This is a genomic window from Bacillus sp. RE35, from assembly GCF_052146655.1.
In the GTDB taxonomy this organism is placed as follows: Bacteria; Bacillota; Bacilli; order Bacillales; family Bacillaceae_G; genus Bacillus_A; species Bacillus_A cereus.
Genome location: NZ_CP197377.1, coordinates 5,099,701 through 5,118,237, shown reverse-complemented (window position 1 = coordinate 5,118,237; position 18,537 = coordinate 5,099,701). Strand labels below are relative to the sequence as shown.

Sequence of the window (18,537 nt, the reverse complement as noted above, 5' to 3'; positions counted from 1 at the left end):
CTATCGATGAACATTACAGGAACATGACGATTTTGTAAGATTTTTTCGTTAAATGATAAAATTTTCAAAAAAATCTTTTTTAATGGAAATTGTTATGGTACAGTATAAATGAAAGTTGTTGAAAACGTTTTCTTAAACGTTTTTTTATTTTAGACTTAAAGGTATGATGACCTGATAGTCTATTGATGAGGTTATTCTATTTAAAAGGGGATTCTTTAGGGGGAGAGAACAATGAACACATGGACACAAGTTTATGATCCATTCGGAAACATTTGGATTTCGGCAGCGGTAGCACTTATTCCGATTATCTTTTTTTTCTTAGCTTTAGCAGTTTTCCGCATGAAAGGGTATGTGGCAGGATTTATTACAGTTGTACTTACAGTTTTAGTAGCGTTATTCGCTTATAAAATGCCATTCACGATGGCAATGGCAGCGACCGGATATGGTTTCTTATACGGATTATGGCCAATTGCTTGGATTATCATTATGTCGGTATTTTTATATAAAATTTCTGTGAAAACAGGTCAATTCGATGTGATTCGTGCATCGGTATTATCGATTACGAGCGATCATCGTCTACTCGTTATTTTAATTGGATTTTCATTTGGAGCATTTTTAGAAGGAGCGGCAGGATTTGGGGCACCAGTAGCGATTACAGCAGCACTTCTTGCGGGGCTTGGGTTAAATCCTTTATACGCAGCAGGTCTTTGTTTGATTGCAAATACTGCACCAGTGGCGTTCGGAGCGATGGGAATTCCGATTACAGTTGCTGGACAAGTAACAGGTATTGATCCACATAAAATTGGACAAATGGCTGGGCATCAATTACCGTTCCTATCATTATTTGTGCCATTCTTTATCGTATTTTTAATGGATGGATTTAAGGGGATACGACAAACGTGGCCTGCGTTATTTGTAGCGGGTAGTTCATTTGCGATTACGCAGTTCATTACAGCGACATTTTTAGGACCAGAACTTCCGGATATTACATCGGCACTTGTAAGTTTAATTAGTTTAGCGCTGTTCTTAAAAGTTTGGCAGCCGAAAGAAATTTATCAATCTGGGCAAGCAAATAGTGAAGTAGCAGCAACAACGACAGCGGCATCGATGCCGAAATTAACGTTTGGAAAAGTAGTGAAGGCATGGTCCCCATTTATCGTATTAACGGTTATGGTAGTCATTTGGAGCCAAAGTTTCTTTAAGGCATTATTCACTCCAGGAGGGGCTTTAGAAAGTCTTGTATTTAAGTTTGAAATTCCAGGTCTGCATAATCTAGTAATGAAAGCAGAGCCAATTGTAAATAAACCAACGCCTTACGAGGCAATTCTGAAGTTTGATGTATTATCGGCAACCGGAACAGCGATTTTAATTGCTTGTATCATTTCCATGTTTATTTTGAAAATGAATGTAAAAGATGCAGTAGTGACATTTAAAGAAACGTTAAGCGAATTAAAAATGCCAATTCTATCTATCGGATTCGTACTAGGGTTTGCATTTATCGCAAACTATTCTGGTCTATCTTCCACGTTAGCGTTAGCATTAGCCGGAACTGGCGGCCTATTCCCGTTCTTCTCACCATTCTTAGGCTGGATTGGCGTATTCCTAACAGGGTCTGATACGTCTGCGAATGCACTGTTCTCAAATTTACAAGCCATTACAGCGCAGCAAGTCGGCGTATCTGAAGTGCTTCTCGTTGCAGCAAATACAACAGGCGGTGTAACAGGTAAAATGATTTCCCCGCAGTCGATTGCGATCGCTTGTGCAGCGGTTGGTCTTGCTGGAAAAGAATCGGATTTGTTCCGTTTTACAGTGAAGCATAGCTTATTCTTCGTAATTATTGTTGGTATTATGACGTATGTGCAGGCGTATTATTTAACGTGGATGATTCCGTAAAGAGCAAAAGAAATAAACTTTGAATTTTTCAGATTATGGTGTATGATGGGAAAGTATTGAAAATTAAATCAGTGATAAACTAGGGGTGCCTAACGTATGCGTAGGCTGAGAGAGAAGCGCGTGAACTTCTTAACCCTTTGGACCTGATCTGGCTCGTACCAGCGTAGGGAAGTTAATGGCTTTACATAATGATGTCTTTATGAGCCAGGTCCTTATTTTTTTATGGACCTGGCTCTTTTTATTTTGGCATGCGCTGGCCATATCTCGTCCTTGTCACGAACAGGGGGGCAATAAAATTTATGAAACAATCTGTTTCAGCTGAGCAAATTGAATTGAAATCGAGTTTACCAGGGAGTAAGAAAGTATATGTGGATGGACCACGAGAAGGCATGAAAGTACCGATGCGTGAGATTGAACAAAGCGAAACAAATGGCGTTCCAAATCCGCCAATTCGTGTGTATGATACGAGCGGCCCTTATACGGATCCTGAGTATAAAGTGGAGTTAGAAAAGGGGATTCCAACGCCGCGCCATTCTTGGATTATGGGGCGTGGTGATGTAGAAGCATACGAAGGGCGTGAAGTGAAACCAGAGGATGACGGTGTGAAAGTGGCTTCGAAACATACACCTGTTTTCCCGCAAATGGATCGCCAGCCACTTAGAGCAAAGCAAGGTGCAAACGTTACGCAAATGCACTATGCACGTAATGGCATTATTACTTCTGAGATGGAATATGTTGCGATTCGTGAAGGGGTAGAGCCGGAGTTTGTTCGTAAGGAAATCGCAGAAGGCCGCGCTATTTTACCAGCGAATATTAATCATCCAGAAGCTGAACCGATGATCATCGGGCGTAACTTCCATGTGAAGGTAAACGCGAATATCGGAAACTCAGCTGTATCTTCTTCGATTGCAGAAGAAGTAGAGAAGATGACGTGGGCAACGCGCTGGGGTGCAGATACGATTATGGATTTATCTACAGGTAAAAACATTCATACGACGCGTGAGTGGATTATTCGTAATGCGCCTGTACCAGTTGGAACTGTGCCGATTTATCAAGCGCTTGAAAAGGTAAATGGAATTGCAGAAGATTTAACATGGGAAGTGTACCGTGATACGTTAATTGAGCAAGCGGAGCAAGGCGTTGATTACTTTACGATTCACGCTGGTGTATTGCTTCGTTACATTCCAATTACTGCAAAGCGTACGACAGGTATCGTTTCGCGTGGTGGTTCGATTATGGCGCAGTGGTGTTTATTCCATCATAAAGAAAACTTCCTATATACTCATTTTGAAGAGATTTGTGAAATTATGAAGCAGTACGATGTTTCGTTCTCTCTTGGAGATGGATTACGTCCAGGATCGATTGCAGATGCAAATGACGAAGCACAATTCTCTGAGCTTGAAACACTTGGTGAATTAACGAAAATTGCTTGGAAACATGATGTGCAAGTTATGATCGAAGGACCTGGACACGTACCGATGCACTTAATTAAAGAGAATATGGAGAAAGAGCTTGATATTTGTCAGGGCGCGCCGTTTTATACACTTGGGCCACTAACGACAGATATTGCACCGGGTTATGACCATATTACATCGGCAATTGGAGCTGCGATGATCGGTTGGTTTGGAACGGCGATGCTTTGTTATGTAACGCCGAAAGAACATTTAGGTTTGCCAAACAAAGATGATGTACGCACGGGTGTTATTACGTACAAAATTGCAGCGCATGCGGCTGATCTTGCGAAAGGACATAAAACGGCTCATCAGCGTGATGATGCACTTTCAAAAGCACGTTTCGAATTCCGTTGGCGCGATCAATTTAATTTATCTTTAGATCCTGAACGTGCGATGGAATATCACGATGAAACGTTGCCTGCAGAAGGGGCAAAGACAGCTCACTTCTGTTCAATGTGTGGACCGAAGTTTTGTAGTATGAGAATTTCACATGATATTCGTGAATATGCAAAAGAAAATGATTTAGAAACGACAGAAGCAATTGAAAAAGGAATGAAAGAGAAAGCAGAAGAATTTAAAGAAGCTGGTAGTCATTTATATCAATAACACGTTACACCTCTTTACTTGATTGATCACACTGTAGTACCTAACTTTATTATAGAAGAATCCCCATTTGCTAAGACGGTAGCAAATGGGGATTCTGTTGTTTATAAGGCAAAGAAGAGATGTACCCAGTAGAATAAGAGGAATAGTGTGACGACTGTTGTGAGCGGGATAACGATAAGGGATACACTTAAATAGTCTTTCCATTTTACTTTAATTTTGTTTTGTTTCAGAATATACATCCAAATGAGTGAAGCTAGTGTACCAATTGGTAGTAATAGTGAACCGATGTCACTACCAATGATGTTTGCAAGATAGATTGTTTTTAATGTGACTGGATCTAGTCCCATTTCTGTTAATGTGATTGTACCAATCATAAGGGCAGGATGGTTATTGAAGACGTTAGAGAGGATGGATACAAGTCCGCCCATTGCAAAGCTAGCATAGAGTAGATGCTGATTCACAATTGGCTCGAGCCATTGTACAAGTGCAGCTGTTAATCCTGCGTTGTGGAGTCCGTAAATAATGACGTACATAGAGAAGGCGAAAATTAAAATGTGCCACGGTGTCTTTTTCAAAATGTCGACAGGGTTTGTTCGTAAGTAGTACCATCTCCAAATGAGAAGAACGAGTGAACCAAGTACTGCAACGATTTCAATTGGGATGGATAAGAAGGATGCAACGAATAGAAGACAGCGCATCAGGAAGACGAAACCTAATACTTTTAACATGAATCTTGTCCGTTTTTGTTTCGTATCAACAGAATTATTTCCTTTTAGTGGATGGAAGTTTTTCGTGAAGAAAATTTCTTCAATATCATATGAAGAAACAGGTAATTTTTTCGGAAGTTTTTTCTTCAAAACTGTATACATGAGCCATGACATAAATAATAAGCCTAATGTTGCAGGTACAAACATCATAGCAGTATGCATATAAAGAGTCATATTAACGATATTTAATGCAATTAAGTTTACGATATTACTTACACCAATTGGTGCACTAGATGCGGTAGCGATTAAAGCTCCGCTTAATAAATAAGGAATTTGTTGATGTGGTTTTAATTGAAGGTTTTTTAGAAGAAGAATTAAAATGGGAGTTGTAATTAAAATACTACCGTCGTTATTAAATAAAAGAGTCATAAGAAAACATAATAATTGAATATACCAGTATAGACGGCGTCCAGAACCTTTCGCTAGATTTGCCAGTTTCGCTGCGGACCAATGGAAGAAGCCGAAGCTTTCTAATATAACTGCCATGACGATGGTCGCTAATATTGTTATGGAAGCACCGCCAATTTTACTTATAATATCCATGACGTCTGGTTTTGATACAAGTCCAGTAATTATGATGATACCAGCTCCGATTGCTGCTGGCCACGCCTCATTCAAACCTCGAGGCCGCCAAAAGATAACGATCATCGTTAAGAAGAATACAATAATAGTAATCCATATTTCAATGCTCATATTTTGCCTACCTTTCTATTTTCCCTTGAACAGATGTAGCTTGTCTCAAGTTTATATTGGTAGTATATTCAGCAAAAAATAAGAAGAACTAGACGTATAACGAGATGAACCGAATATGTGTTTTTCATGCTAAAGGACAAGTGTCACGAATAGTGAAATAACTATTATGAGAGGAGTCTATAAATTTTTGGGGCAGTAAAATAGTAAATGAAATTTATATGGGCAATTATGGAGATATATTGGCGCAACTTAAAATATATCAGCGATTATTGAAATATATTGGCGATTTTTAAAATATATCGACTTATCAACAAAACATGACAAAAGGAGTCTATTCCAAAATGCCTTTTGGGACAGACTCCAAGACTATATTATTTTTCCTTCAAAAAAGTACGATCCTTCAAGAATAAATTCCAGAAGAAAATAAATCCTGGTAATAAAATTGCAATCCCAATTGCGTATAGAATGAGCAGTGCATAGAACGTTTCTGTCGTTGTGAAGCTTGTAAATACAGTTACGTCAGGATAAATAATATACGGTAAATGCGCGACGCCGTAAGCGTAGCTTGCAAATGCATATTGAGCGACGACAGCTAAAACGGCAATGCGAGGGTATCCTAGTGTATTGTATTTTTTGTTTGTCCACCAAAGGGACGAGTATCCGATAACGAATAAAACAATAGAAACTGTAAACCACGGGAATTGCTTTATTAATCCTTGCATAAGCCAATGTGTTTCTGGGTCCATTACAACGAGGGCGATGATTGCTGTAACGAGCGTTGCAGGACCAAGAATGATAGCATTTCTTCTATAAATTCTATACGTATCTTCTGAACTTTGTTCTCTCGCAAAATCAGCAAGAAAGAGAGAGGAGAGAAATAGTTCAGACGTTAGTCCGAAAAGCATATAACAGTAGATAACCGGGCTAGAAAGAAGTTTTCCATACAGGAGTACTTCTTTTCCTTCAGACATTGTAATATAGGCTCCCTCTGTAACGGGTAAAACGGTAATTAATAGTGCTGGAATTAAGAGACCAGTAATACCTGAAATAACCCGAAGAAGGTACTGATATTTTGGCAAGGAGTAAGCAAATACCATAAACGTACTACGTACTGCAACGAGCACTAAAATTAACATAACTGGTACGAACATTACTGTCGCAAGGGTAAAGGCCGCTTTCGGAAAGAAGCCGAGAAATGCGACAACGACGAAGACGAGAAATGTATTTGTTACTTCCCAAGTTGGTGATAAGTACCGATTCGCAAGTTTGGCAGCGAGCGTTGGATGTTTTGCGTATACCATGCCCCAAAAACCAGCACCAAAATCGATGGAGCCTAATATACTGTATACGAAAATAAGGGCCCATAAGATGATGATTGCAATACTTTCCTCATGCATGAGAATCGCCTCCTTGGTGTTGTAAATCATTCTTTAATGGATGTCTTCTAAAGAATGTCCGTAGAACAAAGACTGTTAAAATAGCGAGTCCAATATATAAAATGATGAACAAAATAAATAAAGGACCGACGAAATCAGCGCGTGTAGCTGCATCGACGGTACGTTGCATACCATAAATTGTCCATGGTTGACGACCGCTACAACTGAAAATCCATCCGAATTCAATACCGAGCATCATAATTGGTCCGCATGCGGCAGCCCCCCAAAGTAGCCACTTCGGTAGTTCTGTTCCCTTTTTTCGGTACACGAAATACCAATATAAGAGTGCAATTGCTGCAACTGCAAAGGTGAATGCAGCAGTGCCGACCATTAAGTTGAATAGTGTATGTGTATAAAATGGTGGCCATGTTTCTTGTGGGAATTCCTTTAAACCTTTTACGACAGTGCTAGGGTCTAGTCCCACTAATAAGCTAAGCATGTTTGGAATTTCAAGTGCGTAGTTTAGTTCAAGTGTATTAGGATCCACAACTCCGCCAATGGATAGCGGTGCGTGTGATGTCGTTTCAAATAAAGCTTCAGCAGATGCAAGTTTTTCAGGTGAGTGTTTATGTAGGGCAATCGCTGATTCATGTCCTGAAAGCCACATCGTAGCGCCTGTAATAAATGTAACGACAAGCCCTAATAGCAGCCCTTTTTTATGATAAGCAATTTCACGTGTACTTAAATTTTTCTTCAATAATTTAAATCCAGCGATAGAAGCAATGACAGCCGCACCAGTTGCATAAGCCGTAATAACAACATGGAATGCGCTTGTGCCAAAACTCGGATTAAAGAAAGCTTTCCACGGATCAACGTTAAAAACAGATCCATCTGGATTCATTGAAAAGCCTGCTGGTGTATTCATCCATGTATTTGCTGATGTAATGAGTACGGCGGATGCCGTGGCACCAAGCATGACGAAAAATAGCGAGATTAATCTCATAAATGGAGGAAGTTTATCAGCTGCATATACGTAAATCGACATGAATAAAGCCTCCAAAAAGAAGGCGAAAATCTCAATTTGGAAGGGAACAGAAATAACTTGCCCAACAATTTTGGCGAAACCAGGCCAAAGAAGTGAGATTTGCACACCAACAATTGTTCCAGTTGGAATTGCTACACCGAGAAGAATAGCAAACGCCTTTGTCCATCTTTTCGCCATAATGGCATAGTCGGAGTCTTTCTTCCAGTGATAGAGTATTTCGCTTATAAAAATCATCAATGAAAGTCCGACGCCAAGTGTTGCAAAGATAATGTGGAATGCTAATGAAGAACCAAAAAATGCTCTTGCTAATGTTACCGTATCCATATGTAAACTCCTCTTCTTTTTTGCCATTATTTTCTGATTGAATTGGAAGATTTATTCAAAAAAACTACCAAAAATATATATGTATTTAAAAAGTGAATATGATAATATAATGTTGTAATATTTCGAATAGAAAGAAATAAATGGTTGGTCATGTTTTGTTTGTTTTTTGCTCAGGAATCTTTTATAATCTTTTATGCGAACATAAGTTCTGTTTTTCGAAATCAAGAAGTTTATGTGAAATGGAGAGGGTGTTTTATGTATCCTGAAGTCATTAAAAAGATGGCATTTTCAAAAGAGCATAGAGATTTATTATTGAAGCTATATAATAAAGAAATTACGCGTCGTGAATATGATCGACTTGTACAATCGCTATATAAACCTTCTAAAGAGGTTTGTGAGGGATAAAAATGCGGGAGACAATCTAATAGATTGTCTTTTTTAAATTTATGTATGTTCTGATAAAATTAAGGTTAGCCTTACTAGGGAGGTGAAAAGATTGCGGAAACGTTTATATATAGGGATTGGAGTTATCTTCTTAATCGCTTTAGGTGGAATTGTATTTTGGTCAGCTTTACAAGGAAACCGTACAGAAAATTTTATTTTAAGACATATGGTGAATGACAATGGAACACTTGCCACGTATCGTTTAGTAGATACTAAGGCAGGTACGGGTGAAGCTAAGGGACGTGAAGCATTATCAGAATCGGCGGGATTATGGTTACAGTATACACTTGATAAAGATGATCAGGCGTTATTTGATGAGCAAGTAAAGGTTATTCAAGATAATTTCATATATAAGAATCATATCGTTTTATGGAAACTCTCTGAAAAGGGAGAGAGGCAGTCAGCTACAAATGCACTTATAGATGATCTTCGTATTATAGAACAATTATATCGTGCTTATGAAATGTATAAGGAAGAGCGTTATAAAAACCTTGCCGATCAATTAAGTGATGCTGTACTTCGTTATAATAAAAAAGATAATTATTATGTTGATTATTATGATGCAGATGCAGGGAAACAAAATAATTTTGTAACAACATCATACATAAATCCGCGTGCATTCTCCTATATGAAGAAGTACGGCAAAGTTTCTGCTCAGCAATATCAGGAAGTCGTTCAATTTTTAGCTGATTATCCAAGGCATGGCTGGGCATTCCCAAAAGAGTATAAAGAAGATGGTACATTTACGTACGATAAAGAAGTGAATCTTATTGACCAATCATACGTTGCATATCATCGAAGTTTAGGTGGTCTTTCATCAGCTGCTTATTTGGAATTTATAAAGAAGAAGTTCCAGGAGGATGGAAAGCTATACGGTCGTTACAATTTAGAAACGGGAAAACAAACTGTGAATTATGAATCGCCGGCCGCGTACGGATTAACAATTTTGTACGTACTACAAACAGGTGATACAAAGTTTGCGAAGGAATTGTATAATCATATGGCCACATTCCGAAATGACAATGTATTTAGTAGATATTACGGTGGATATGTAACAGGTGAAAATAATAATACGCATATTTTTGATAACGTACTACCACTTTTAGCTGAAATAGAATTAAAAAAGAGTGAACAATAAAAGGTGCCACCATATGAGGGTGGCACCTTTTATTTGTTCATATAATTTTACGTCCTAATATTAGAGAAGTAGTCAATCACGAATTCACGGAATTGCTGAGCTGTTTTTGATAAGTAACGTTTTTTTGACCAACTTAATCCGATGGTTCGCTGACAATTGGGTTCAATAATACGCAACTTGCTTGATGCTAAAGTAGAGTTTTTTAATAAAGTTAAACTTGGAACAAAAGCGATGCCGAGACCTTGCTTAATAAGGTCGCTAATCACTGTCGGTTCATCTACTTCAAAAGCAATATGCGGAGTGAAACCAGCTTCTTTACAAAATTCATCCGTTAAGTGCCGAAATCCGTAGCCAGTGTTCATACTAATAAACGGTTCGTCTTTTACTTCATGCAGGTGGATATTTTCTCGGCCGGATAAACGGTGGCCTGAAGGGACGACTAAGAAAATTTCTTCTGTAATAAGTGGTTCCCAAACAATCTCCTCACCTTCAATTGGCACAGAGGAGATACAAAAGTCAATTTCTATATTATCTAGTTGTCGTTTCATAGAAGGAGTAGATGCAAGAAATTGTTGAAATCGAACGTTAGGATGTTCTATTAAAAAAGAGCCAAGTAGTTCTGGTAATATTCTCGGAATAGAAACGGCCAGTGTAATAGAGCTTTGTTGTAATTCGGCTAAATCTTTAATTTCTCGTTCCCCTTCACTTAATTCATGAAAAATACGCTCTACTCGTTTTAAAAATACTTTTCCGAAAGAATTTAAAGTAATCTGTCTGCCTTGGCGATCAAATAAAGGAACGCCTAAATCCTTTTCAAGTCTAGCGATTGTTTTGCTGAGTGAAGGTTGCGCGATATGCAATTCTTCAGCTGCCTTTGTCATATGTTCTAGTCGTGCGACTGTCTGAAAGTATTTTAACTGGAGCAGTTCCATTTAGAATCCCCTTTCTATAGACCAAAAGGAATGAATTGATAATTAAAGATGTATTATACAGTATGGAAAGTGACGTGTATAGTAAATCTGTTAAACCATTCGAAGGGTGTTAAATTAGAAGAGGAGTATGTTTCATGAAGGGAATTCAACTAATATTTAAAGATTGGAAAGCGATGTGGCACCATAAACATGGACGTATCGCTTTAATTTTTTTATTAATCGTTCCGTTAATTTATTCAGGATTCTTCTTGGCTGGATATTGGGATCCGTACGGAAGATTAGATAAATTACCTGTTGCAGTTGTGAATTTAGATAAGGGTGCTGTGATGGATGAAAAAACAATTCATGCAGGAGACGATTTTGTTAAAAATTTAAAAGAGAATAAGGAACTGGCTTTTCATTTCGTATCAGAAAAAAATGCAGATGAAGGGTTAAAAGAAGATAAATATTATATGGTTGTTACGATTCCAGAGAATTTCTCTAAAAAGGTAAGTACACTTATGGATGAGAAACCAGAGCCGGCAAAGTTGCAGTACAAAGTAAATCCAGGTAAAAACTTTGTAGCAGCTCAAATTGGAACGACAGCTGTTGAAAATATGAAAACAAAAATCTCAAACAGTATTACGAAATCTTATACAGAAGGTGTCTTTTCAAAGTTTCAAGATTTGGCACAAGGATTGAGTGATGCAAGTAATGGTGCTGAGAAGTTACATGAAGGAACGACCGATGCAAAAAATGGAGCGAATCAGCTTGCGGATGGTATTGATCGTTTAAGTGATGGGACATCGAAATTGAAAGAAGGAAGTGAAAAGCTTGCATCCAGTCAATCTGCTTTAACCGGGGGAGCAAATGAGCTGAGTCAAGGAGCGACATCACTTCATAGTGGTATGGAATTACTAGCACAAGGTGAAAAAACGTTACAATCAGGAATTAGTGAATTAAGTGCTGGTACAAATGAATGGGTGAATGGAAATGAAAAACTTGCTGAAGGGCAAGCGAAAGCGGACAATGCGGCAAATAGTGTAAAACAACAATTAGAAGAGTACGTGAAAAATCATCCAGAAGTGCAGCAAGATCCCGCTTTTCAAAAAATTGTTGCTACGTCTAATGGACTAGCTAAAGCAACAAGTACTTTAAATAATAGCCAACAACAATTGACACAAGGTGCGAAGAAGCTTACTGACGGTCAACATAAGATTGAAGAAGGCATAAATACATTCGGAGTTAAGTTAAATGAAGCTACTGCTGGAACGCAAAAGATAGCAGATGGTGCATCGAATTTGGCTGATGGATTTACGAAGTGGGGAAATGGGTTTACATCATTGCAAGAAGGTGTAAACCAGCTTGCGAGTGGTGGAACGGAGCTGAATAACGGAGCTGGTAAATTAACAAATGGACTTGTTAAACTTGATGATGGTGCGAAAGAACTTTCTACGAAATTGGGAGAGGGCGCAGAGAAGATAGCGGATGTTCGTAATGATGATGCACGTAATACGATGTTCTCAGAGCCAGTTCAGTTAGTGAAGTCAACAGTTTCTGACGTTCCTAACTACGGTTCAGGCATTGCGCCATATTTCTTATCACTTGCATTTTATGTTGGCGGAATTATGGCATCGAATATTTTACCTCTTGGCCGCAGACAAAATATGAAGGTAAGCGGAACGGTACATTTTATTAATAAACTAGGATTGGTATATTTAATTGGACTTATTCAAGCGCTACTCGTAGATGTAGTTGTGCTAGGTGTTATGAAATTAGAAGTCGCAAGTGTGCCACTCTTTGTTTTATCAAGTATTGTTATTTCCTTTACGTTCATGACATTTATTCTTATGTTAGTAACAGTATTTGGTCTTGTTGGAAAGTTCTTAGCGGTAACCCTTCTTGTCCTGCAATTAGCGACGAGCGGAGGTACTTTCCCAGGAGAATTAAATATAGCTGTTCTTAGTAAAATTGGACAATTTCTCCCAATGTCCCATTCTCTTAGAGGATTACAAGATGTTATTTCTTTAGGAGATTGGTCGCAATTACAAATGCAAATTTTAATATTGTTATGTTACCTCGTTGTTGCAGGTGGAATTGCTTGGATCACGAGTCATATACAGCATAGAGAAACGAATGTAGAACAAGTTTCTTAAGATGAAATAAGCTATCCGATTTTTTCGGATAGCTTATTTTTTATTTACGTTCCATTACTGCAAAGTAATTATTTTCATTATCAGCAAAGTTGAATGCTCTACCAGTAGGTAAATCTACAACCTGTCCAACTGTGACATTTTTCTCAGAAAGATCTTTATATAGACGGTCTAAGTCATTTGAGAAGAACATAAGTGAAGGTGTATTTAGGTTTAGTTCAGGTTGCATCTTCGCGATTAACGCTTTATCGTGAAGGACGATGCTTGTTCCTGCTTCTTTCGCCGGTGCAATTTCAATCCAGCGGAAGCCATTTCCGTTATTTTCTTCCGCAATGATTTGGAACCCTACTTTTTCTGTCCAAAATTGTACTGTTTCGTCTTGGTTATTTACATATAGCATAATTTGTCCAACTTGATTAATCATAGGTGTCTCTCGCTTTCTTTTTATATGCGTATCATTATATCAAATATATGGCTTGAATAGTTTTTTATGATTTTTTCGGAATACAACCTTCGTCCATTTCATCTTTGTTGTAGGAGAAGGACCTGTAATCCAAGTATGAAATGGTATTGTGCTACAAATGACCATTGTTGAAATAGAGATAATAGCCGTTAACACAAATAGTAATAGGCTATATAATATAGTATTTTCTTGCAGCGTGAATAAGGAAAGAAGTTTTGTGCATAGTTGCAAGAAGAATAAATGAGCTAAATAAGCACCATACGTGTAATTTCCAATAAAACGTAACGTTTTATATAAGAAACCACGACGCTGTACTATCATAATAGATAACACATACAGTATGATAATTTCGCATACGATATATAAAAACATAGATGGTTTTAAATAGGTAGAAACAGTTAAATGAATAGAGTTTGCTCCGTAAAAACTAAACAACTCATAATTGATGAATAAAAATAAGATGAAAAATAATATTGTTATAAGCGGGATATGTTTCATGACGAATAGACGCCAAGTTTTTAGTGCTACAGCGGCAATGCCACCCATAACGAAATAGAATGAGTAGAATAGAAATGATCGATCTGTATAATGTAAAATTGTTGAGCTTGTTAATTTTTCTCCATTAAAAATATAGTGAGAAGAGAACCACATTAATAGAAAATATAGGCAAGCGAAAAAGGTCATATATTTATATATGTCTTTTTTATTTTCTGTTCGTTTTTGAAACCAATAAAAAAGTGTGCATAGTAAAGGGAACAATAAGTGAATTTGGAACATCATAATAACGTACCAAAGATGGGGCGCGGCTGTTCCGAGTAATAAACTTTTTATTCCGCCTTGTAATGTAATAAGATCATTTGTTGTTAATAAGTAAAGAATAGACCAAAAGAAATAAGGAATGAGTAAGTGTGTCGCTTTTTCAGAAATATATTCTTTATATACTAATTGCTTCGTATAGTGACGAATTAAGTGAAATCCAACGATAAATATGAATGCTGGTGCTGAGAATTTTGCAAGATTAAATAGCATGCCCATAATGAGGGATTGCTCAAGTAAGACATTTCCTTGATTCATTGTATATAATAAGGAACTTTGCAAAACGACAGCGAGAAATGCAATGCTTTGCAAAACTTTAAATTCAGGTGCGCTTTGTGTCATCGTTTCCATCTCCTTTTCCATACATGATTATAGTACGGAGAATGGATAATGGATGTGGAATATTTGTGAAGATTTTAACAAATTTGTGGCGAGAGAGAATGAGTGGTATCGACTAATCAATAAATAAAGACAAAAAGAGGATGCTCTAAACGAGCATCCTCTTTCTATTAAGCAAATTTGTTTTTGATCCAATTCTTACCTTCTACAAGGCGAGCTGTCATTACCGCACAAGCGTTATCTGCTGTTACGTTTAACATCGTTGCAGGTGGATCAATGATTGTACTAATTGCTGCGATAATTGGCAGTGCTTCTGGCGGGAAACCGTATAGAGATACGATTAACATTTCACCAATCATACCACCGCCTGGAATAGCACCCATTACTGTTCCTACTAATAAAGAAACAACAAGTGCGATTGCTAATGTTTTCGGCCCTTCGAATTCCATGTTGAAAATACCGAATAAGAAAGCAATTTTTAATACGCCACCTAAAACAGAGCCGTCTTTATGAAGTGTAGAACCAAGAAGGACAACTGTTTCACGAACGTCTGAAGAAATACCCATTTTCTTCGTTGCTTCTAAGTTCGCTGGAATACTTGCGGCACTACTACAAGTTGCAAGTGATGTAACTGTAGGAGAGACCATGTTCTTCCAAAATACTTGTACACCTTGCTTGCGACCTGCAAGGTATGCATAGAATGTGAAGAATACAAAGAAATAAATTAGAGAAGCTGGATAGTATACCATTGCCGCTCGGAAGTAAGTTCCAAGAAGTTGTGGTCCGAATTCACCAACTAATGCTGCGAAGTAAGCAGCAAGTCCGATTGGGGCGTAGTACATAATGAAAGATACAACCTTCATTGAAATCTCTGCACCAGCCTGTAGGAATGTAGCGAATGGCTTTCCTTTTTCGCCAACTGCTGAAGTTGCAATCCCCATTAAGATAGAGAAGAAAATAAGAGCTAACATATTTTCACGAGATAGTAACTTCGAGAAGTCAGATACTGTTAAAATACCGACGATTTGATCTGCAACACTAACAGCTTTGCCGGCTTTGTCAGGTTGTGTTAGTTCTAGTACAACACCTTGTGCTGGCGGGAATATTTTCACAACAATAATCATAAAAATAGCAGCTAAAATACTTGTAAATAAGAAAGTCCCAGCCATACTAGACATAATTTTACCGAAACGTTTTAATCCATCCATATTAGCAATAGACGATGCGATGCTAAAGAACACTAGAGGTACAACAATCGTAAACATTAAGTTTAAGAAAATGTCACCAAGCGGCTTTAAAGCAACTGCATCGGCACCCATGAAATAACCAATGAAACCACCAATTAGGATAGAAGATAATAAAATAAGTGGAAAGCGATATGCCTTCATAAATATATCCTCCTATCAATTAAAAAAAGTCATACTGAATCATTATAGCGAGTTAGAGTTCTCTTTACTAGGAGAATACGGATAGATGGAATAGCGCGAAAACCAAGAAATTTTTGTTTTTAAGCTCGGCATACAGCAGGAAATCTAGACATATATATTTGTAACCTAGTGGTGGCAAGGAGTGCACCATAATTTAGGTAGAGAAAAAAGGGGAGGGAAGCGGGATGAATATTTTACTTTGCTGTGCAGCGGGAATGTCTTCCAGTTTGATTGTTACAAAGATGGAGAAAGCAGCAGAGGCAAGAGGGATAGAAGTGAAAATCTGGGCAGTATCAGGTTCTGAAGTGAATAGTCATATTGATAAAGCTGATGTCCTTTTACTTGGACCGCAAGTACGTTATTTATTACCGAAAATGAAAGAATTATGTAAGGATAAAGGGATACCTGTTGATGTCATTCAATCCGTTCATTACGGACTTTGTAATGGAGAAGCTATCTTGCAAGCAGCTTTGTCAATGAAACCATGAGGAGAGTGGGATAGATGATACGGTTTTTAGAGAAGTACGTGATGCCAGTAGCAGGGAAGGTTGCAGAGCAGAGGCATTTACAAGCAATTCGAGATGGAATTATTTTAACGATGCCTTTCTTAATTATTGGATCGTTTTTCCTCATTATTAGTGCACTGCCAATACCCGGATATAACGAGTTTATGGCAGGTTTGTTTGGTGAGAATTGGCAGAGAGCTTTAGGGTATCCAGTTAGTGCAACTTTTAATATAATGGCTTTAATAGCTGTTTTTGGAATCGCTTACAGGCTTGGAGAGTATTATAAAGTGGATGCTTTAGCATCCGGGGCATTGTCGCTTGTGACGTTTTTACTTGCGACGCCATTTCAAGTTGCATATATTATACCAAGTACAAAAGAAAGTGTACTTGTAGAAGGCGCTATCCCAGCTGCATTAATGGGAAGCCAAGGGTTATTTGTAGCAATGATTATTGCACTTATATCTACTGAACTTTATCGATTTATTGTACAAAAAAAGATAATCATAAAGATGCCAGAGACAGTTCCACCAGCTGTCACGCGTTCATTTGCGGCACTTGTTCCAGGATTTATTGTTGTAACAGTTATTTGGATTTTACGCTTAATTATAGAAAATACTTCTTTTGGCAGTATCCATAATATTGTAGGACAAATTTTACAGGAACCACTTAGTGTACTTGGTGCTAGTCTTTGGGGCGCAATAATAGCAGTTATTCTCGTTCATGTTCTTTGGTCGTGTGGAATTCATGGTGCTACTATTGTTGGTGGTGTAATGAGCCCCGTTTGGTTGTCGTTAATGGATCAAAACCGAGTCGCTTTTCAAGCTGGGCAAGATGTACCAAATACGATTACGGCACAGTTTTTTGACTTATGGATTTATATGGGCGGTTCTGGTGCAACGCTTGCTCTAGTTGTCGGAATGTTACTATTTGCACGAAGTCAACAATTAAAAAGTTTAGGGAGATTGTCAATTGCACCTGGTATATTTAATATTAATGAGATGGTAACTTTTGGTATGCCGATTGTGATGAACCCACTTTTACTAATTCCATTTATATTAGTTCCAGTTGTGTTAACAATTGTTTCGTACTTTGCAATGGAATGGGGATGGGTCGCACGTCCGAGTGGGGCCGCTGTACCTTGGACGACACCTATTCTTTTTAGTGGATATTTAGGATCGGGCGGGAAAATTTCAGGTGTTATTTTACAACTTGTTAACTTTGCGCTAGCATTCTTCATTTATTTACCGTTCTTAAAAATATGGGATAAACAAAAACTGGCGGAAGAAAAGGGGGAGTAAAGAACTAAAATGGATACGATAGAGACGAAAGCTTTTCATTTAATCTTGCATGGGGGAAACGCGAGAAGTTGTTCAATGGAAGCAATTGATTGTGCGAAGCGTGGGGAGTTTACAGAAGCTGAAGCTAAATTACAAGAAGCACTAGAGGAATTAAAAGAGGCGCACCGTGTACAAACGGAGCTTATCCAGAAAGAAGCTGGTGGTGAAAAGACCGAAGTTACTCTTTTAATGGTACACGCACAAGACCATTTAATGAATGCAATTACGGTGAAAGAATTAGCGAGTGAGTTTGTAGAGTTATATAGGAAGATGTCGGTGGATGAATGAACCTTGCTTATGCAAGGTTTTTTTATCTCGAATTAACGGGCAGTAAAACTTCCACTAATTAAAATTTCATTTTATGTATGTGCCTGTACCATCAGTGGAATGTTCATCCCACTGATGGTATTTTACAATCCTCCTTTTTTCGGATGAGTAAGAGTTATAATTAATCGGCAGTAACAATTTCTCCTATACCACGAATTAATCTTTTTATATGCATCCGTTCCGGTTTTAATATATTTACGATATAATCAATCGCTATTTGTGGTTCAACGGTTGTACCGCAAGTATAACAGTCAATAGCCGCAAAATTTTGTTCCGGGTAAGTGTGAATGGAAAGATGGCTTTCTGATAATAACACTAATACAGTAACACCATATGGCTGGAACTCTTTTTTACTTACGTTTAAAACATGGGCACCAGAGTAATCTGCAGCTGTAACTAGATGATATTCTAAAAAGTGCATATCATCTAATAGGGAAAAGTCCACTCCCCACAAATCTACTATTATATGCTTGCCAAAAGTAGAATATTCCATAGGGTAGCACTCCTTATTATAATAT

General features: G+C 37.8%; 16 protein-coding genes and 1 riboswitch. Of the genes, 8 read left to right on the top strand and 8 right to left on the bottom strand.

Annotated features, from left to right (window positions below; all coding sequences use genetic code 11):
• Positions 1-231: 231 nt before the first annotated feature.
• Together lldP and thiC are read left to right on the top strand one after the other, a co-directional pair.
• Complete coding sequence (gene lldP / locus ACTL4X_RS26250; protein ID WP_071740933.1) at positions 232-1,893, top strand: L-lactate permease; 1,662 nt, start codon at positions 232-234, stop codon at positions 1,891-1,893.
• Positions 1,894-1,964: 71 nt separating this feature from the next.
• A riboswitch (TPP riboswitch) is annotated at positions 1,965-2,080 on the top strand.
• A 112-nt stretch (positions 2,081-2,192) separates the two neighbouring features.
• Positions 2,193-3,953, top strand: coding sequence for a phosphomethylpyrimidine synthase ThiC (thiC, locus tag ACTL4X_RS26245; protein ID WP_000814485.1), 1,761 nt, complete (start codon positions 2,193-2,195; stop codon positions 3,951-3,953).
• A gap of 101 nt (positions 3,954-4,054) precedes the next feature.
• Here the strand turns inward: thiC and ACTL4X_RS26240 are convergent, their stop codons facing one another.
• The 3 genes from ACTL4X_RS26240 to cydA form a co-directional block, all read right to left on the bottom strand.
• Entirely contained in the window at positions 4,055-5,413 is a 1,359-nt protein-coding gene (locus ACTL4X_RS26240; RefSeq protein WP_000021123.1) for an arsenic transporter, read from the bottom strand.
• Positions 5,414-5,784: 371 nt separating this feature from the next.
• Positions 5,785-6,810, bottom strand: coding sequence for a cytochrome d ubiquinol oxidase subunit II (locus ACTL4X_RS26235; protein WP_000544187.1), 1,026 nt, complete (start codon positions 6,808-6,810; stop codon positions 5,785-5,787).
• Complete coding sequence (gene cydA, locus ACTL4X_RS26230) at positions 6,803-8,158, bottom strand: cytochrome ubiquinol oxidase subunit I (RefSeq protein WP_000381975.1); 1,356 nt, start codon at positions 8,156-8,158, stop codon at positions 6,803-6,805. Before cydA ends, ACTL4X_RS26235 begins: the two co-directional genes overlap by 8 nt.
• Before the next feature lie 255 nt (positions 8,159-8,413).
• On the opposite strand from cydA, the gene ACTL4X_RS26225 reads away from it, so the two are divergent.
• Both ACTL4X_RS26225 and ACTL4X_RS26220 read left to right on the top strand, forming a co-directional pair.
• Positions 8,414-8,563 carry a hypothetical protein gene (locus ACTL4X_RS26225; RefSeq protein ID WP_000283179.1) on the top strand — a complete coding sequence of 50 codons (150 nt, stop codon included), beginning with the start codon at positions 8,414-8,416 and terminating at the stop codon, positions 8,561-8,563.
• Positions 8,564-8,654: 91 nt separating this feature from the next.
• A complete protein-coding gene (locus tag ACTL4X_RS26220; protein ID WP_140161683.1) occupies positions 8,655-9,740 on the top strand; it encodes a transcriptional regulator in 1,086 nt (361 codons plus the stop codon).
• A gap of 47 nt (positions 9,741-9,787) precedes the next feature.
• Here ACTL4X_RS26220 and ACTL4X_RS26215 read toward each other — a convergent pair whose 3' ends face one another.
• The gene (locus ACTL4X_RS26215) at positions 9,788-10,672 is read right to left on the bottom strand and encodes a LysR family transcriptional regulator (RefSeq protein ID WP_086402098.1); all 885 of its coding nucleotides are present in this window, start codon (positions 10,670-10,672) and stop codon (positions 9,788-9,790) included.
• Between the two features lie 134 nt (positions 10,673-10,806).
• On the opposite strand from ACTL4X_RS26215, the gene ACTL4X_RS26210 reads away from it, so the two are divergent.
• Positions 10,807-12,807, top strand: coding sequence for a YhgE/Pip domain-containing protein (locus ACTL4X_RS26210; RefSeq protein WP_086402099.1), 2,001 nt, complete (start codon positions 10,807-10,809; stop codon positions 12,805-12,807).
• A gap of 40 nt (positions 12,808-12,847) precedes the next feature.
• Here ACTL4X_RS26210 and ACTL4X_RS26205 read toward each other — a convergent pair whose 3' ends face one another.
• From ACTL4X_RS26205 to ACTL4X_RS26195, 3 genes are all read right to left on the bottom strand, one after another.
• Positions 12,848-13,228: a VOC family protein gene (locus ACTL4X_RS26205; protein WP_000610162.1), complete on the bottom strand. Its 381-nt coding sequence runs from the start codon at positions 13,226-13,228 to the stop codon at positions 12,848-12,850.
• Positions 13,229-13,267: 39 nt separating this feature from the next.
• On the bottom strand, positions 13,268-14,425 hold the full coding sequence (locus tag ACTL4X_RS26200; RefSeq protein ID WP_000194333.1) for an acyltransferase: 1,158 nt from the start codon (positions 14,423-14,425) through the stop codon (positions 13,268-13,270).
• 167 nt (positions 14,426-14,592) lie between these two features.
• Positions 14,593-15,810: a dicarboxylate/amino acid:cation symporter gene (locus ACTL4X_RS26195; RefSeq protein ID WP_000649362.1), complete on the bottom strand. Its 1,218-nt coding sequence runs from the start codon at positions 15,808-15,810 to the stop codon at positions 14,593-14,595.
• Positions 15,811-16,034: 224 nt separating this feature from the next.
• On the opposite strand from ACTL4X_RS26195, the gene ACTL4X_RS26190 reads away from it, so the two are divergent.
• The 3 genes from ACTL4X_RS26190 to ACTL4X_RS26180 are packed head-to-tail and all read left to right on the top strand — an operon-like array spanning position 16,035 to position 17,980.
• The gene (locus tag ACTL4X_RS26190) at positions 16,035-16,337 is read left to right on the top strand and encodes a PTS sugar transporter subunit IIB (protein WP_001023543.1); all 303 of its coding nucleotides are present in this window, start codon (positions 16,035-16,037) and stop codon (positions 16,335-16,337) included.
• A 14-nt stretch (positions 16,338-16,351) separates the two neighbouring features.
• The gene (celB, locus tag ACTL4X_RS26185) at positions 16,352-17,653 is read left to right on the top strand and encodes a PTS cellobiose transporter subunit IIC (RefSeq protein ID WP_000617789.1); all 1,302 of its coding nucleotides are present in this window, start codon (positions 16,352-16,354) and stop codon (positions 17,651-17,653) included.
• Positions 17,654-17,662: 9 nt separating this feature from the next.
• Complete coding sequence (locus ACTL4X_RS26180; RefSeq protein WP_000379645.1) at positions 17,663-17,980, top strand: PTS lactose/cellobiose transporter subunit IIA; 318 nt, start codon at positions 17,663-17,665, stop codon at positions 17,978-17,980.
• Positions 17,981-18,140: 160 nt separating this feature from the next.
• On the opposite strand, the gene speD is transcribed toward ACTL4X_RS26180, so the two are convergent.
• The gene (gene speD / locus ACTL4X_RS26175; RefSeq protein WP_000456821.1) at positions 18,141-18,512 is read right to left on the bottom strand and encodes an adenosylmethionine decarboxylase; all 372 of its coding nucleotides are present in this window, start codon (positions 18,510-18,512) and stop codon (positions 18,141-18,143) included.
• Positions 18,513-18,537: the final 25 nt, after the last annotated feature.

Coding starts and splice junctions, on each gene's coding strand:
- lldP (WP_071740933.1), top strand. CDS start 232: ATGAACACATGGACACAAGTTTATGATCCATTCGGAAACATTTGGATT.
- thiC (WP_000814485.1), top strand. CDS start 2,193: ATGAAACAATCTGTTTCAGCTGAGCAAATTGAATTGAAATCGAGTTTA.
- ACTL4X_RS26240 (WP_000021123.1), bottom strand. CDS start 5,413: ATGAGCATTGAAATATGGATTACTATTATTGTATTCTTCTTAACGATG.
- ACTL4X_RS26235 (WP_000544187.1), bottom strand. CDS start 6,810: ATGCATGAGGAAAGTATTGCAATCATCATCTTATGGGCCCTTATTTTC.
- cydA (WP_000381975.1), bottom strand. CDS start 8,158: ATGGATACGGTAACATTAGCAAGAGCATTTTTTGGTTCTTCATTAGCA.
- ACTL4X_RS26225 (WP_000283179.1), top strand. CDS start 8,414: ATGTATCCTGAAGTCATTAAAAAGATGGCATTTTCAAAAGAGCATAGA.
- ACTL4X_RS26215 (WP_086402098.1), bottom strand. CDS start 10,672: ATGGAACTGCTCCAGTTAAAATACTTTCAGACAGTCGCACGACTAGAA.
- ACTL4X_RS26210 (WP_086402099.1), top strand. CDS start 10,807: ATGAAGGGAATTCAACTAATATTTAAAGATTGGAAAGCGATGTGGCAC.
- ACTL4X_RS26205 (WP_000610162.1), bottom strand. CDS start 13,228: ATGATTAATCAAGTTGGACAAATTATGCTATATGTAAATAACCAAGAC.
- ACTL4X_RS26200 (WP_000194333.1), bottom strand. CDS start 14,425: ATGACACAAAGCGCACCTGAATTTAAAGTTTTGCAAAGCATTGCATTT.
- ACTL4X_RS26195 (WP_000649362.1), bottom strand. CDS start 15,810: ATGAAGGCATATCGCTTTCCACTTATTTTATTATCTTCTATCCTAATT.
- ACTL4X_RS26190 (WP_001023543.1), top strand. CDS start 16,035: ATGAATATTTTACTTTGCTGTGCAGCGGGAATGTCTTCCAGTTTGATT.
- celB (WP_000617789.1), top strand. CDS start 16,352: ATGATACGGTTTTTAGAGAAGTACGTGATGCCAGTAGCAGGGAAGGTT.
- ACTL4X_RS26180 (WP_000379645.1), top strand. CDS start 17,663: ATGGATACGATAGAGACGAAAGCTTTTCATTTAATCTTGCATGGGGGA.
- speD (WP_000456821.1), bottom strand. CDS start 18,512: ATGGAATATTCTACTTTTGGCAAGCATATAATAGTAGATTTGTGGGGA.